Source organism: Kribbella sp. NPDC051137 (assembly GCF_040682535.1).
In the GTDB taxonomy this organism is placed as follows: Bacteria; Actinomycetota; Actinomycetes; order Propionibacteriales; family Kribbellaceae; genus Kribbella; species Kribbella karoonensis.
Genome location: NZ_JBFBBI010000005.1, coordinates 167554 through 182542, shown reverse-complemented (window position 1 = coordinate 182542; position 14989 = coordinate 167554). Strand labels below are relative to the sequence as shown.

Here is a 14989-nt window from a genome sequence, read left to right as displayed (position 1 = left end):
GAGGTACGGGCGATGGTCTTCGTTCTCACGGTAGATCAGCGGGGCAGCCGAAGCACGAGTGATCTCGTACCCGAGCTACTGACGTCCTTGAACCATCGGCCGCGGCGTACCGGGCTGTTGCGCAGGTTCGAGCGGACCGCCGGGGACGAGGTGCAGGGTGTGCTGGACGAGGCCCGTGCGACCGTCGACGTGATCGTCGAGCTGCTGCGGTCGGACAGCTGGTACGTCGGCCTCGGCATCGGCGACGTCACCGAGCCGCTGCCGCGCAGTACCAGGGCCGGTAGCGGTGACGCGTTCGTGTTCGCCCGGGAGGCGGTGACGCGGGCCAAGTCGAGCCCTCACCACGTGAACGTGGTCGGAGCGGACCCGCACGGCGCAGAGCAGGTGGAAACGGTGCTGTGGTTGATGGCGTCCGTACTGCGACGCCGTAGCGAGCGCGGGTGGGCCGTGGCCGACCTGTTGGCCGAAGGACTCACCAGGCGGGAGATCGGCGTGAAACTCGGCATCAGCCAGTCGGCAGTGACCCAACGCGCCCAGGCGGCCGGTGTCGTCGAGGAACAGCGCGGACGGGTACTTGCGGCGGACCTCCTCGGCCAGGGGGTTGCTGCGTGACGGCGCTGGTCCTCTCGCTGACCGCGGTCGCGCTTGTTCTCGCAGTACTGGCGTGGATCCCCAAGTCGGGGTCCAACTTCGAGATCGCCATCAGCGGCGTCATGCTCGCCTGCTTGGCTGCTGTCGGCGTACTGCTGCTCGTCAACGACGGTGTGGCGGGCTGGGCCGAGCACTGGTGGGACGTGCTGCTCCTGGTCGCAGGAGGGCTCGCAGTGGCCGGGGGAGGCCCGCTGACGACGTCTGTGCTGGCTTTGGCGGACAGACGGAGCACACACGCCCAGTCGACGCAGAAAGCCGGAGAGGTACTGCGTGGAGGCGCGCTGATCGGTGCGCTCGAACGACTGGCCATCTACGCGTCACTGGTGTCGGGCTGGCCGGAGGGCATTGCGATCGTGCTGGCCATCAAGGGACTGGCCAGGTACCCGGAACTGCGCAGCCCGGATCAGCCCGCCTCCGTCACGCCGCAGGCCGTTGCCGAACGGTTCATCATCGGCACCTTCACCAGTGTCCTCTGGGCAGTCACCTGCGCAGGACTCCTACGCTCCCACTGACGCCTTACGTCCGCACGACGTACGTGTTGACGACCTTGTCGTGCCAGGTCTGCTTCTGGTCGTCCCAGAGCGGCCACAGGGAGTCGAAGAAGCAGGCGTTGTTGAAGATGCCGCTCAGAAACTCGCGGAGGAACGCGCGGCCGGCTCCGATGGGCTGGCCGGTTCTGGAGTCGACCAGCCGGAGATGGAGGACGCTCTTGCCTACGCTCTGGCCGGTCTTGCCCTGGCGGAACACCCGGTTCCACAGACCCAGTCCGAGGCTCGCCGCGAAGCAGACCAGGAACACGATTCCGACCAACGGCGGCATCGAGTCGTCCGCCGAATCGTTGGCCGACTGACTGATGGCCGCCCCGATCATCGCCCCGTACCCGAGCAGGATGGGAACCCCGGTGATCAGGCCGTCGATCAACGACGCGCCCACCCGCGGCAACCAGTCCGCCAACGGCGGCACCGGCGCCCCGTACCCATAACCAAGCTGCCCATAAGGCTGACCATAGGGCTGTCCGTATGGCTGCTGACCATATGGCTGCTGTCCGTACGGCTGCTGACCGTGAGGCTGCTGTCCGTAGGGCTGTTGGCCGTACCCCGGTGTGCTCATCCGAGATTCCCTTCTGCTGGGAAAGCATCGGACGCCGCGGCCAGTTGCAGGCCACGGCGTCCGGGAGCTGTCGGTGCGGTCAGACCTTGACGACGTACGAGTTGTTGATCTTGTCCGCGAACGTCTGCTTCTTCTCGTCCCACAGCGGCCACAGGAAGCCCAGGTAGCACGGCAGGGCGTCGAGGATGTGGGTGATGTCGCGCAGGATCGTCTTGCCGATGCCGAGCGGCTGACCGGTGTCGGCGCCGACCAGCTTGATGTTGACGATCTTCTTGCCCCAGGTCTGGCCGGTCTGGCCCTGCTGGATCCAGCGGTTGTAGACGAACAGGCCGATACCGATCAGCGACAGGATCAGGCTGACGATGCTCAGACCCGTGTTGTTGCCGCTGTTCAGCGCGTTGCCGATACCGCTCGGGATTCCGACGATGAAACCGTCGATCAGGTAGCCGCCGACACGCAGCGGCCAGCTCGCCAGTTGACCCGACGGCGCACCGCCGTACCCGTAGCCGGCCTGCCCGTACTGCCCGGGCTGTCCGGGGAAGCCGGGCTGCTGCCCGTACTGTCCCGGCTGCTGACCGTAACCCGGCTGCTGCCCGTAGCCAGGCTGCTGGCCGTACCCAGGCTGCTGCCCGTACTGCCCCGGCTGCCCAGGCTGCTGGCCGTAGCCCGGCTGCTGCCCATAGCCCGGCTGCTGCTGCCCGTACCCGGGCTGCTGGCCGTACTGTCCCGGCTGTCCGGGCTGTTGACCGTACTGACCCTGTCCGGGCTGCTGCCCGTACTGGCCCGGCTGACCGGGCTGCTGGGGGTCCTGCGGGCCGTAACCCGGCGGTGGCGTCGGAGTGCTCACGACGATCCCTTCTGGCGTTAGTGCATTGAGGAGTGAGTTGCAGGCTAATCGTCGGACGGCTCAGATCCGCCGACGGATCCCTGGTATTGAGAGATACTCTTTGGGTTTGTGAGCGTCTCGCAGAGCGTCGTCCTCCGGCCAACCGGTCCGGTCCAGCCGCTGGACCGCCGGGTGTGGGGCCTGACAACTGTCGGTGTCGGCGGCTTCCTGCTCGCCGGCGTGTATCAGTTGTCCGGTCAGCGGATCGGCATTCCGTGCATCCTGCACGCGACCACCGGCCTGAACTGCCCGCTCTGCGGGTCGACGCGGATGGCCGCGGCCATGCTCCGCGGCGACTTCGGCGGCGCCTGGCACTTCAACCCCGTGGTTTTCGTGCTCGGTCCGCTGATCGGCGTTGCCGTCGGCTACCAAGTGCTTGCCTGGTCGCTCGAATCGCTCCGGCTGGTCAGACTGCCGCGGCTGCGGATGAGCCGCCGCGCCGCCGACTGGACGGTCTACGGCATCATCGCGCTGCTGATCGTGTACGGCGTGGCACGCAACCTGGTCTGACGACGGGCGGGCGGCCGTTGCCGCCCGCCGCGCTGCCTACTGGTTCTGCAGCCGGACGATCGTGCTGATGATGCCGATGATCAGCGCGACGATGCCGCCGATCCAGGCGACCCGCGCCAGCGTGTCGGGCTGACCCTGCTCGCGGAACTTTCCCTGCGCGATGAAGCCCAGGATGATCGCGGCCGGGGAACAGCAGAACCAGCAGACGATGCCGATGATCGACAGGATCCTCGGTGTGTTGCTCGGCGGCGCGGTGGCACCGTAGCCGGCGTTCCCACCGGGGTACTGGCCGTAGCCGCCGGGCTGCTGACCGTAGCCGCCGGGCTGCTGGCCATAGCCGCCAGGCTGCTGCTGCCCGTACCCACCGGGCTGCTGCTGGCCGTAGGCACCGGGCTGTTGCTGCCCGTAGCCACCAGGCTCCTGCTGACCGTAACCGGGCTGCTGGCCGTAGCCCGGTTGACCTGGCTGACCAGGCTGGCCGTACTGACCCGGCTGCTGCCCGGGATAGCCCTCCGGTCCGTTCGGGTTGTTCTGGTCGTCGCCGGGAGGTGGCGTCGGTGTGCTCACCGCGGTTCCCTTCTGAGAACGTCGTGGAATCAGCGAAGCCTATCTTTCCCACAGGTTCGCAGTCATGCCCCCACTCCGAGGGCCAGGGCGCGGTGGATCAGCCGAAACGGCCGGTGATGTAGTCCTCGGTCGCCTTCTCGGTGGGGTTGGAGAAGATCTGCTTGGTCGGGGCCATCTCGATCAGCCGCCCCGGTTTCCCGGTGGCCGCCAGGTTGAAGAACGCGGTCTGGTCGGAGACCCGGGCCGCCTGCTGCATGTTGTGCGTGACGATGACAACCGTGAACCGGTCCTTCAGCTTCTCGATCAGGTCTTCGATCGCCAGCGTGGAGATCGGGTCCAGGGCCGAGCACGGCTCGTCCATCAGGATCACCTCGGGCTCGACCGCGATCGCCCGGGCGATGCAGAGCCGCTGCTGCTGACCGCCGGACAGGCCCGCACCGGGCTTGTCGAGGCGGTCCTTGACCTCGTTCCAGAGGTTGGCGCCCTTCAGGGACTCCTCGACCACCTGGGTGAGCTTCTTCTTGTCCTTGACACCGTTCAGCTTCAGGCCGGACGCGACGTTGTCGAAGATCGACATCGTCGGGAACGGGTTCGGCCGCTGGAAGACCATGCCTACGACGCGGCGGACCGCGACCGGGTCGACCCCGCTGCCGTACAGGTCCTGCTGGTCCAGTGTCACCTTGCCCTCGACGCGGGCGCCGGGAATCACCTCGTGCATCCGGTTCAGGGTCCGCAGGAAGGTGGACTTGCCGCAGCCGGACGGGCCGATGAACGCGGTGACCGAGCGGGGCTCGATCGTCATCGACACGTCCTCGACGGCCTTGAAGTCGCCGTAGTAGACGTTGAGGCCGCTGACCTCGATGCGCTTAGCCATAACGGAAAAGGAACCTCTCGCTATTTCGACTTGACGGCGCTGAACCGGGCGACGACCCGGGCCAGCAGGTTGAGGACGAGGACCAGCAGGATCAGCGTGAGCGCCGCCGCCCAGACGCGGTCGTTGGCCGGCTGCAGCGCCATGTCGTTGCGGTCCTGGTTGATCATCGTCGGCAGGGCGCCCATGAAGCCGCTGAACGGGTTCAGGTTGATGTTCTTCGAGTACCCGACCAGGATCAGCAGCGGCGCGGTCTCACCCATCACCCGGGCCAGACCGAGCATCACGCCGGTGACGATGCCGCCGAACGCGGTCGGTACGACGACCTTCAGGATCGTCTTCCACTTCGGCACGCCGAGCGCGTACGACGCCTCCCGCAACTCGTCGGGCACCAGTTTGAGCATCTCTTCGGTGGATCGCAGTACGACCGGGAGCATCAGCAGCACCAGCGACAGCGACACCGCGAAACCGACCCGGTTGAAGCCGAACACCGTGATCCAGACCGCGTAGACGAACAGCGCGGCGACGATCGACGGGACACCGGTGAGGATGTCGATCATGAAGCTGACCACCCGGGCGGCCCGGGTCCCCTTGGCGTACTCGACCAGGTAGACCGCGGCGAGGACCGCGATCGGCACCGCGATCACGGCGGTGATCAGGCCCATGATCAAGGTGCCCATGATCGCGTGGTACGCGCCGCCGCCCTCGCGGCGCACGGTGATGCCGCGTTGCGACTGGTTCCACCAGTCCGCGTTCAGGATCAGGTGATAGCCCTTGGTGACGACCGTGTAGAGGATCCACAGCAGCGGGATCATCGCCAGCACGAAGGCCAGCACCATCAGCACGGTCGCGAGGGTGTTCTTGAACGCCCGGACACCGGACTTGCCGGACAGGTCCAGGACCTTGCCGTCGTACGCCGCCTTGTCGGCTGTCGCAGTGGTCATGAGCCGGCTCCTTCGGCAGCAGTGGACGAACCGGCGCGCCGGTTGCGGCGGGTCCGCCGCGCGCCCGGGGCGCTGCGTTCGACGATGATCCGCGCGATCGAGTTGACCAGGAAAGTCACCACGAACAGCACCAGACCGGCCGCGATGTACGCGCCGGTCTTCTCCGGTGAGTCGAACTCGGCGGCGTTGTTGGCGATCTTCGACGCGAACGTCTCGCCACCGGCGAAGATCGACGAGTTCCACGGGTCGTTGGCGTTCGGCACCGACAGGATGATCAGTACGGCGACGGTCTCACCGAGGGCCCGGCCCAGACCGAGCATCGAGGCGCTGACCACACCGGAGCGTCCGTACGGCAGCACGGCCATCCGGATCATCTCCCACTTGGTGGCGCCGAGCGCCAGGGCGCCCTCGCGGTGCGCGATCGGAGTCTGCGCGAAGATCTCCCGGCTGATCGCGGTGACCACCGGCAGGATCATGATCGCCAGCACCACCGAGGCCGTGAAGACGACGCCGACGTCACCGCCGGCCGGTGCCTTGAACAGCGGGATCCAGCCGAGCGCGTCGGAGACCCCCGTGATCACCGGGCGCAGGATCGGCGCGAAGAACAGGATGCCCCACAGGCCGTAGATGATCGACGGTACGGCGGCCAGCAGGTCGACGGCGTGCGCGACCGGAGCGGCCAGCCGCTTCGGGGCGTAGTACGTGACGAACAACGCGACGCCGACCGCGATCGGTACCGCGATCAGCATCGCGATGATCGAGCTCACCACGGTGGTGTAGAAGAGCGCGGCGATGCCGAACTGCGGGTTGTCGCCGCCCGGGTTCCAGACCCGGGAGAACAGGAAGTTGCTCTTGTCCCCGGCCAGCGCCGGGATCGCCAGCGCCAGCAGGAAGATGCCGACGAACGCGACGATCAGGACCACCAGGCCGCCGGAGCCGCGGGCCAGCCCGCCGAACAACCGGTCGCCCAGGTGACCGACCGGGCCGAGGGCCAGCGCACGGTCGTCGCCGGCCTTCGCGGCGGGCGTGACCGGCGTACCTTCCGTGCTCTCGACGCCGGACTCGGTCAGTACCTCGGTGGACTGCTGTGTTGCCTCGTGCTCGGCGTGTTCGGCGGCCAACCCGCCGAACCGCGGGGTCGGGCCGGCGTCCTCGTGGACCAGATCCTCGATCGCGGGATCGGTCCGGCCGGTGGCCGCGCCGTCCGGCCGGTCGGGCGGTGCCGTGCCGTCTGGACTACTCATCGATGGTGCTCCAAGCGCCTGAGTCGTGACGTGTGACGTCTGGTCTCTTCCGTGGCACGAGCCCCGGCCGCCTCCGATGACTCGGACCGGCCGGGGCTCGCATCAGTACTGCCTCGCGATCAGCTGATCGCCTGGATCGCGGCGGCGACCTTCGTCTGGACCTCGGACGGCAGCTGGCCGTAGTTCAGGTCGGTCAGCGACGACTGGCCCTCGGAGCTCGCGAAGTAGCTCAGGAAGCTCTTCACCATCGCGGTCTTGTCGGCCGGGAGACCCTTGGTGCAGGCGATCTCGTAGGTGACCAGGACGATCGGGTAGGTGCCCGCGGCCTTGGTCGCGTAGTCCAGCTTCAGCGCCAGGTCCTTGCCGGTCGCGTCGGCCGGCTTGGCCGCGGCGAGCGCCTTGCCGGCGGACTCGGCGGACAGCTCGACCGGAGCGCCGGAGCCGTTGTCGATCAGCGCGATGCCGAGCTTGTTGTCGATCGCGTACGACCACTCGTCGTAGGTGATCGAGTTCTTGGTGCTCTTCACGGCCTCCGCGACGCCGGAGGACTTCTCCTTGCCGGATCCGGTGCCGGCCCACTTCTTGGCGGGCTCCTTGGTCCACGCGCCACCGCCGGCGGCCTTCAGGTACTTGCTGAAGTTCTCCGTGGTGCCGGACTCGTCGGAACGGAAGAACACCGAGATCGGAGCCGACGGCAACGTGACGCCGGAGTTCAGCTTGGCGATCGCCGGGTCGTTCCAGGTCTTGATCGTGCCCGCGAAGATCTTCGCCGCGGTCGGGCCGTCCAGGACCAGCTTCGACACGCCGTCGACGTTGTACGCGATCGCGATCGGGCCGACCACCATCGGCAGGTCGATCGCCGGGTTGCCGCCGCAGCGCTTGGTGGCCGCGGTCATCTCGTCCGGCTTCAGCGCCGAGTCCGAACCGGCGAAGTCCACCTGGTTCGCGTTGAACTGCTTGATCCCCGCGCCGGAACCGGTCGGGTTGTAGTTCACCGTGACGTCGGCGCACTTCTCGTTGTACTTGCTGATGATTTCCTCGATGGCGTTCTTCTGCGCCGTGGAGCCCTCAGCATTCAGGGTGCCCTTCGGGCAGTCGGCCTCGGCGCTGGACGACGATCCGGCCGACGGCGAGGACGAGCCGGACGACGACTGGGGGTCGCTGCCGCACGCGCTGAGCGCGAGGACGCCGATGGAAGCCACGGCGACGGAGCCGACGCGGAACAGGCGGTTGACGGACACGAGAGTGTTGCCCTTCTGCGGGAATCAGACTTCTGAACTTCCACAGACGGTAGGGAGACCAGGTGACGCGGCGGTCCGTCGCTGGTGAACGAGCGGTGAACGGTTCCGGTAGCGTGCGCGACGGATGGCGTGCCGACAGGCGGCCAACAGGTGAACTGAGTTAAGAGCCGTCACTCTCCGTTCAAGGGGACACTCATTTGCTCACGTTTCGGTAACGCTCAGCGCATCAGCTGGAGAAGTCTTCCGGGGCTACCCCGTCCAGGAACTGCCGGAAGCGCTCCAGCTCGGCCTGCTCCTCCTCGGGAGTGGCGACGCCGGCCTCCCGTAGTACCTCTTCGGTGCAGCGGATCGGCGTACCCAGGCGGACCGCGAGCGCCACCGAGTCGCTCGGTCTGGCCGAGACCCGGACGCCGTTGGCGAGCACGAGCTCCGCGTAGAACACCGCGTCCCGGAGCTCGACGATCTCGACCGCCTCGATGTGTACGTCGAACGCCTGGATCAGGTCGCGCATCAGGTCGTGGGTGAGCGGGCGCGACGGACGCAGGCCCTGCTCCTCGTAGGCGATCGCCGTCGCCTCGACCGAACCGATCGAGATCGGCAGGTAGCGGTAGCCCTCGGTCTCGCGCAGCATCATCACCGGGGCCCGGTTGGGCGATTCCATCCGGATCCCGATCAGTGTCAGTTCTCGCATCATCGTCATGGTGCGCCCCGAACCTCTCCTCAGACCGGCACCCGGTGGGACGCCGGTTCCTCGGGTAGGAACATACCCGTCACCTCCAGTGTCACCCGGACGCCCCTGCCGCCGTACCGCGATCGTCACCCAGCCGTGTCGCCACAGCTAGCTAAGGCGCGCCGAACCGCTCGGTGACCACGCGGCCGTCCTGGAGGCGGTGGGCGACCAGGAACGCGCCGGTGGCGAACTTGCCCACCTTGAGGCCCAGTTCGCGGGACAGCGCCGGCAGCACCGGGCGATGCGAGCAGACAACGGTCACCTTGCCCGGGCGCCACACCCGCTCCGCGAGACCGCGCAGGCCGTCCGGGTCCGCGTCGTACCCGCGCTCGGAGATCTCCGGCCACAGGTGGACCCGGCGGTCGATCGAGGCGGCGTACGGCGTGACCGTGGCGACGCAGCGCTCCGCGTCGCTGCTGATGATCCTGTTCGCGCCGAGTGTCTGGAGCACGCCGGTGAGCCGCTCCGCCACCGCGGTACCCGGATCGCTGAGCGGACGGAGCGAGTCCTTGCCGTCCCAGTCCTTGCGCTTCACCGCGTCCGCGTGCCGTACGACGACCACCGTCGCGACCACAGGCACCACGCGCGCGAGTGCGTCCAGAATGTCCACGTCACGCGGGTAGCTGAGCCTGCCGCGGGCCTTGTCGACGCTGAGCCAGCTGATCTGGTCCACTTCGTCGTTCGGCTCGAAGCCCCCGTCGTCGACCGGTACGGCGGACCAGTAGTGCACGAGCTTCTCCGCCGTACCGCCGTTCTTGCGGATCGCGTACCGCTGCACACCGAGCGGCGGGCCGAACACCACGCGCTGCCCGGTCTCCTCCTCGATCTCCCGCTGCGCGCCGAGCAGGACGTGCTCGTGCGCGGTCAGCTTGCCCTTGGGCAGTGACCAGTCGTCGTACCGGGGGCGGTGCACCAGCAGCACCTGCCGGGTGTCGCCGCGTTCCCGCCAGACGACACCTCCCGCGGCGATAACGGTCGCCGGGTTGCTCATACAAACACCCTAGGGGTCAGCTGATCGGGTCCGACGTACGCCGGCGGCCGCGGGTCGCGATCAGCCGCTCCTGCAGGTCACGCAGCGGCGTACCGTCGGCACCGTTCAGCCGGGGCTGCCAGCTGTCGTCGGGCTGCAACCACCAGGAGCCGGTGCCGTCGTCCATCGCCAGGTCGAACATCTCGCCCAGTTCGGTGACGTGGTCCGGCTCCTTCAGTTGCACGAGCACCTCGACGCGGCGGTCCAGGTTCCGGTGCATGAGGTCGGCGGAACCGATCCACACCTCCGGTTCGCCGCCGTTCTCGAACAGGAACACCCGGCTGTGCTCGAGGAAGCGTCCCAGGATGCTGCGGACCTGGATGTTCTCCGACAGCCCCGGTACGCCGGGACGCAGCGTGCAGATGCCCCGGATCCACAAGTCCACCGGTACGCCGGCCTGCGACGCCCGGTACAGCGCGTCGCACAACGCCTCGTCGACCAGGCTGTTCACCTTGATCCGGATCCGCGCCGGACGGCCCGCGTGGTGGTGCTGGATCTCGCGGTCGATCCGCTCGACGAGTCCCCGCCGGACCGACTGGGGAGCGACCAGGATCCGCCGGTAGCCCGCGCTGCGACCGAACCCGGACAGGTGGTTGAACAGCAGCGCTACGTCCTCGGTGACCACCTTGTCGCTGGTCAGCAGCCCCAGGTCCTCGTAGAGCCTGGCCGTCTTCGGGTGGTAGTTGCCGGTGCCGATGTGCGCGTACCGGCGCAGTCCGTCCGGCTCGTCGCGGACGACCATCGACAGCTTGCAGTGCGTCTTCAGGCCGATCACGCCGTACACGACATGGCACCCGGCATGCTCGAGCTGGCGGGCCCACTTGATGTTGGCCTGCTCGTCGAACCGCGCCTGGATCTCGACCAGCACCAGGACCTGCTTACCGGCCTCGGCCGCGTCGATCAGGGCGTCGACGATCGGGGAGTCGCCGCTGGTCCGGTACAGCGTCTGCTTGATCGCCAGCACGTGCGGGTCCGCGGCGGCCTGCTCGATGAAGCGCTGCACGCTCGTCGAGAACGAGTCGTACGGGTGGTGGACCAGGACGTCGCGCTGCTTGAGCGCGTGGAACATGTCGGCCGGGTTGGCCGTCTCCACCTCGGACAGGTGCGGGTGCGTCGACGGTACGAACGCCGGGTACTTCAGCTCGGCCCGGTCCAGGCTCGCGATCGCGAACAGGCCGCGCAGGTCCAGCGGGCCGGGGAGCTCGAACACCTCCGCCTCGGTGACGCCGAGCTCGGACAGCAACAGCGCCTTCACCTGCGGGTCGATCGACTCCTCCACCTCGAGCCGGACCGGCGGACCGAACCTCCTGCGCAGCAGCTCCTTCTCCAGGGCCGCCAGCAGGTTCTCCGCGTCGTCCTCCTCGACCTCGAGGTCCTCGTTGCGGGTCACCCGGAACGTGTGCTGCTGGATCACCTCCATCCCCGGGAACAGCTGGCCCAGGTGGGTGGCGATGACGTCTTCCAGCGGTACGAACCGGCCGTCCGCGACGTTCACGAACCGGGGGAGCAGCGGGGGCACCTTCACCCGGGCGAAGTGCTCGCCGCCGGTGTCCGGGTTCCGGACCACGACCGCCAGGTTCAGGCTCAGGCCGGAGATGTACGGGAACGGGTGCGACGGGTCCACCGCCAGCGGCGTCAGCACCGGGAAGATCCGGTCCCGGAAGAACCGGGTCATGTCCTCGCGCTCGCTGTGCTCCAGCTCGTCCCAGCGCAGGATCTCGATGCCCTGCTCGGTCAGCGCCGGCTGCACCGACTTCCGCCAGGTCTCCGCGTGCCGGTCCATCAGCTCACGGCTCTTCGCCAGGCTGCGGTCCAGCACCTCCCGGGGCAGCAGCCCGCTGGCCGCCCGGACCGCGACGCCGGCCGCGATCCGGCGCTTCAGGCCGGCGATCCGGACCATGTAGAACTCGTCCAGGTTGCTGGCGAAGATCGCCAGGAACTTGGCCCGCTCCAGCAGCGGGATCTGGTCGTCCTCCGCGAGCTCCAGGACCCGCTGGTTGAACGCCAGCCAGCTCAGCTCCCGGTCCGAGAACCGGTCTTCCGGGAGGTCGCCGGCCGCGTTGATGTCGTACGGCGGTTCTACGTCGTACTCCCGGTTGTGGGACGCCAGCAAATCTCCAGCCACATCGACAAGGATCCCACCCTTTGGTGAACAACGGGTAGCCGTCCGCGCGTTGCCGAATGTGACGTTTTCGTTGCCTGCCGGAGGCTCTTGCTAGCGTCACTCCTTGTGGACCTACGACTGGACTCGGTACTGCGGGACAAGCTGAACGCCGTACAGGCGAACGCGCTGGCGCCGCTGTACGCGCTGCCCGCCGCCGTACGCCGACGCCTCGCCGGCGCACCGATCCAGATCGACGGCAACACCCTCGACCCGGACATCCAACTGCTCCTGCGCCTCGACAACCTGTTGCCCCACACAACCAAGACCGACGCCGCGACCGCCCGCGCCCACTTCCGCCAACTGTGCAGACTGATCCCCGGCACACCTCCCGAAGTACAACGAGTAACCGACCTGACCGTCCGAGGCGCCGCCGGCCAACTAGGCGCCCGCCTCTACACCCCCCGCCCCACCACCCCAGCCGAACCCGCCGCCCGAGTCGAACCCGCCGCCTCAGCCGAACCCGCCGGATCCGCCGGATCCGCTGGAGGCGCCGGACGTGAGGGACCCGACGGACCTGACAGCTCGGCCGGGGCCGGCGAGGCGGCGGCGGGAGACGCGTCTGGTGTTGCGGCGGATCGGCGGTCCCACGACGGGATCGGACGTGGTCTGCTGGTGTTCTTCCACGGCGGCGGGTGGGTGGTCGGCGACCTCGACACCCACGACGCGGTCTGCCGCTCGATCGCCGCCGAGGCCGGGATCCGCGTCCTCTCCGTGGACTACCGCCTGGCCCCGGAGGCCCCCGCCCCGACCGCCGCCGAGGACGCGATCGCGGCCTTCACGTGGGCCGTCGACCACGCCGAAGACCTCGGTGTCGACCCCGCCCTGGTAGCCGTCGGCGGCGACAGCGCCGGCGGCAACCTCGCCGCCGTGGTAGCCCAGCAAACGGTCCTGAGAAACCTCCCGCGACCGGCCCTCCAGGTCCTCCTCTACCCAGGCGTCGACCTGGTGGCCCGCCGCCCCAGCCGAGACCTCTTCTCCGAAGGCTTCATCCTCACGGAGGAAGACATCATCTGGTACCGCGACATGTACACCCCCGACCCCACCCTCCGCCCCGACCCGATCGTCTCCCCCCTCCGCGCCGAAGACCTCACCGGCCTCCCCCCGACCTACCTCACCACCGCCGGCTTCGACCCCCTCCGCGACGAAGGCCGCGAATACGCCCAAGCCCTCCAAACCGCCGGCAACCAACTAACCCACATCCACCACCCCACCCTCCCCCACGGCCACACCAACCTCCTCACCGTCCCCGGCACCACCCGCAAAGCCCACACCCACCTCACCAAATTTCTGAGAGACGCACTCCACTAACTCCTGGACAGACAAGGTGTACGGCGTCGCAGAAGCCTGCACGGACCCCAGGCAATCGCCCGCCTGTGTCCACCCGACGACGAAGCCCCCGGGACCGACCGAAGTCCGTGCAAGGACGTTCGTCCGTTGTCAGCGTTCCGGCTCTACCAGGACGGGTACCGCTTCCCGAACCTTTAGGGGTGTCTGTGGTCCGGTAATCGCCAAGGTCCCGGCGATGGGCATCGGCTGACTGCCGCCAATTGAGAATGCCGCTGCATAGTTCACGGTCACAGACAGCTTCACGTCGCCCTTCCGGAAGTATTTGTGCGTGATCTCCTTCGCAGGATATGGGCTGCCCGGCGATGTCGTCGTCAGGTCGGGCGTCCCGTCGCCGAAGTGCCAGGTGTAGCTGACAGGCGTCCCTACGACTGTGACCGGATAGCCCAGAAGCGTAATCGGCACGCGGGTTTGGGTCTTCTTGTTGGTGTAGACGATCGTGTCGAGGTTGACCAGAGTCCGACCCGCCGGCTGGACCCGGACAGTCAGTTTCGGAAGCGGGATGTCCACCGTTTGCTGCTGGATCTGCGTACGGATGTCGTCGATCGCCTTCCGGGCGGTGTCGCGCCGATTCTTCGAGTCCAGGTAGTCGAACCAGGCCTTGCACCGAGTTGGGCCATGAATCGTGCCGTCAGGAAGGCGGCTACACACCGAGTCGTTGAGACGGTGCAACTGTTCGTCAGTGGTCTCCGTCTGTATCTCGGACAGCGTCTTCGGTCTCCGAGCGACGGCCCGATGAGTGGAGCTCGAACCGCGCCTCTGTGTGCCGGGAACATGGTGGTGGTTCTTGGTTTGTGACTTCCCGATAAGCCGCACCGCTTCCTTCAAAACCAAGGGGTCCACCTGGGGGCCATCTGACTGCCCGACCGTCGTGGTTCCGTTTGCGGTCGCTGTCAGCGATTGCCCGAACAACGCTGCCCCGAGCAAGAGGCTCATTGCCAGAGCGCCGGCGCGATGCTTCATCTGGTCGTCAACTCCATCTCGAACATCTGCCAGTTGCCGCTGACCGCTGCCAGCACCATTTCCTCGGTGTACGGAGTTGCTGGCACTACAACCGGAGTCGCCGATGGCGACCGTCGTGCCAGGTACTTGCCGACTGTTACATCGGTAGAGGCCGCGACCTTGTCCTTCCCGGTCCTGGTCAGCTCTGTGACCTCGACGACGCGCTCAAGGTAGTCGCCCCCCAGACCACCGTCGGCCTCGTTCAGCTTCTCGACGGACGTGTAGTACTTGGCGCAACCATCACAGTCCTTCGCACTGACTGACCGCATCGCGGAGGCGTCTCCCGTCGTCGCGGCGTAGTTCATCAAAGAGATGTAGTGCCGAACGAACAGCTCTGCTGCCGCCAACGTCAAACCGTAAGCTCCGTCGGGCCGTACGGGAACTGTCATGGCCACGCTTGAGTTAGCGGTGGCGGGCCTTGTCTCGGCTGCGGCTGGGATGTCAGGGCGGCCGGCCTCCGGGCTCCCAGGAGCGCAAGCGCTCAGACAGGTCGCGGCAGCGGCAGCTATCAACAGCTGCACGCTCGGCCGATTACCTGTTGTCACAGACAACACCTCTCCGTAGTTATGACCTGATGGTAATCAGGAGTCGGAGTGCAGCGCGATGTCAATAGGTGCAGTTGTGGATAAGGGCCAGGAGCCGCTCGGCTGGGGGGTTAGAGGCTCGGGCGGCTCCTGGTTGATGGGGGGACGGGT

General features: G+C 67.5%; 16 protein-coding genes. 4 read left to right on the top strand and 12 right to left on the bottom strand.

Going from position 1 to position 14989, the window contains the following annotated elements:
* Window positions 1-87 precede the first annotated feature (87 nt).
* Both AB0M51_RS26845 and AB0M51_RS26840 read left to right on the top strand, forming a co-directional pair.
* A complete protein-coding gene (locus AB0M51_RS26845; protein WP_344200342.1) occupies window positions 88-612 on the top strand; it encodes a transposase in 525 nt (174 codons plus the stop codon).
* On the top strand, window positions 609-1163 hold the full coding sequence (locus AB0M51_RS26840) for a hypothetical protein (protein ID WP_344200339.1): 555 nt from the start codon (window positions 609-611) through the stop codon (window positions 1161-1163). The genes AB0M51_RS26845 and AB0M51_RS26840 overlap by 4 nt, the downstream gene beginning before the upstream one ends.
* Window positions 1164-1167: 4 nt before the next feature.
* Here the strand turns inward: AB0M51_RS26840 and AB0M51_RS26835 are convergent, their stop codons facing one another.
* The gene (locus tag AB0M51_RS26835; protein ID WP_344200336.1) at window positions 1168-1614 is read right to left on the bottom strand and encodes an RDD family protein; all 447 of its coding nucleotides are present in this window, start codon (window positions 1612-1614) and stop codon (window positions 1168-1170) included.
* A gap of 226 nt (window positions 1615-1840) precedes the next feature.
* Window positions 1841-2608, bottom strand: a complete 768-nt coding sequence (locus AB0M51_RS26830; RefSeq protein ID WP_344200334.1) for an RDD family protein — start codon at window positions 2606-2608, stop codon at window positions 1841-1843.
* Window positions 2609-2716: 108 nt separating this feature from the next.
* Between AB0M51_RS26830 and AB0M51_RS26825 the strand changes: the two genes are divergently transcribed.
* Complete coding sequence (locus AB0M51_RS26825; protein ID WP_344200332.1) at window positions 2717-3157, top strand: DUF2752 domain-containing protein; 441 nt, start codon at window positions 2717-2719, stop codon at window positions 3155-3157.
* A 36-nt stretch (window positions 3158-3193) separates the two neighbouring features.
* Here the strand turns inward: AB0M51_RS26825 and AB0M51_RS26820 are convergent, their stop codons facing one another.
* The 8 genes from AB0M51_RS26820 to AB0M51_RS26785 form a co-directional block, all read right to left on the bottom strand.
* A complete protein-coding gene (locus AB0M51_RS26820; protein WP_344200329.1) occupies window positions 3194-3724 on the bottom strand; it encodes a DUF4190 domain-containing protein in 531 nt (176 codons plus the stop codon).
* 97 nt (window positions 3725-3821) lie between these two features.
* Window positions 3822-4598, bottom strand: a complete 777-nt coding sequence (pstB, locus tag AB0M51_RS26815) for a phosphate ABC transporter ATP-binding protein PstB (RefSeq protein ID WP_344200326.1) — start codon at window positions 4596-4598, stop codon at window positions 3822-3824.
* 20 nt (window positions 4599-4618) lie between these two features.
* Window positions 4619-5539, bottom strand: coding sequence for a phosphate ABC transporter permease PstA (gene pstA / locus AB0M51_RS26810; protein ID WP_344200323.1), 921 nt, complete (start codon window positions 5537-5539; stop codon window positions 4619-4621).
* The gene (pstC, locus tag AB0M51_RS26805; protein WP_344200731.1) at window positions 5536-6534 is read right to left on the bottom strand and encodes a phosphate ABC transporter permease subunit PstC; all 999 of its coding nucleotides are present in this window, start codon (window positions 6532-6534) and stop codon (window positions 5536-5538) included. Before pstC ends, pstA begins: the two co-directional genes overlap by 4 nt.
* 368 nt (window positions 6535-6902) lie before the next feature.
* Window positions 6903-8024, bottom strand: a complete 1122-nt coding sequence (gene pstS / locus AB0M51_RS26800) for a phosphate ABC transporter substrate-binding protein PstS (protein ID WP_344200320.1) — start codon at window positions 8022-8024, stop codon at window positions 6903-6905.
* 226 nt (window positions 8025-8250) lie between these two features.
* Complete coding sequence (locus tag AB0M51_RS26795; RefSeq protein ID WP_344200318.1) at window positions 8251-8715, bottom strand: bifunctional nuclease family protein; 465 nt, start codon at window positions 8713-8715, stop codon at window positions 8251-8253.
* Window positions 8716-8866: 151 nt separating this feature from the next.
* A complete protein-coding gene (locus tag AB0M51_RS26790; protein WP_363750982.1) occupies window positions 8867-9745 on the bottom strand; it encodes an NUDIX domain-containing protein in 879 nt (292 codons plus the stop codon).
* A 16-nt stretch (window positions 9746-9761) separates the two neighbouring features.
* Window positions 9762-11921 carry an RNA degradosome polyphosphate kinase gene (locus tag AB0M51_RS26785; RefSeq protein WP_344200729.1) on the bottom strand — a complete coding sequence of 720 codons (2160 nt, stop codon included), beginning with the start codon at window positions 11919-11921 and terminating at the stop codon, window positions 9762-9764.
* A 93-nt stretch (window positions 11922-12014) separates the two neighbouring features.
* Between AB0M51_RS26785 and AB0M51_RS26780 the strand changes: the two genes are divergently transcribed.
* The gene (locus tag AB0M51_RS26780) at window positions 12015-13256 is read left to right on the top strand and encodes an alpha/beta hydrolase (protein WP_363750980.1); all 1242 of its coding nucleotides are present in this window, start codon (window positions 12015-12017) and stop codon (window positions 13254-13256) included.
* Window positions 13257-13385: 129 nt separating this feature from the next.
* Here the strand turns inward: AB0M51_RS26780 and AB0M51_RS26775 are convergent, their stop codons facing one another.
* Entirely contained in the window at window positions 13386-14255 is an 870-nt protein-coding gene (locus AB0M51_RS26775) for a PKD domain-containing protein (RefSeq protein ID WP_363750978.1), read from the bottom strand.
* Complete coding sequence (locus AB0M51_RS26770) at window positions 14252-14815, bottom strand: DUF6318 family protein (protein WP_363751504.1); 564 nt, start codon at window positions 14813-14815, stop codon at window positions 14252-14254. Before AB0M51_RS26770 ends, AB0M51_RS26775 begins: the two co-directional genes overlap by 4 nt.
* Window positions 14816-14989: the final 174 nt, after the last annotated feature.

Coding starts and splice junctions, on each gene's coding strand:
- AB0M51_RS26795 (WP_344200318.1), bottom strand. CDS start 8,715: ATGCGAGAACTGACACTGATCGGGATCCGGATGGAATCGCCCAACCGG.
- AB0M51_RS26775 (WP_363750978.1), bottom strand. CDS start 14,255: ATGAAGCATCGCGCCGGCGCTCTGGCAATGAGCCTCTTGCTCGGGGCA.
- AB0M51_RS26790 (WP_363750982.1), bottom strand. CDS start 9,745: ATGAGCAACCCGGCGACCGTTATCGCCGCGGGAGGTGTCGTCTGGCGG.
- pstA (WP_344200323.1), bottom strand. CDS start 5,539: ATGACCACTGCGACAGCCGACAAGGCGGCGTACGACGGCAAGGTCCTG.
- pstB (WP_344200326.1), bottom strand. CDS start 4,598: ATGGCTAAGCGCATCGAGGTCAGCGGCCTCAACGTCTACTACGGCGAC.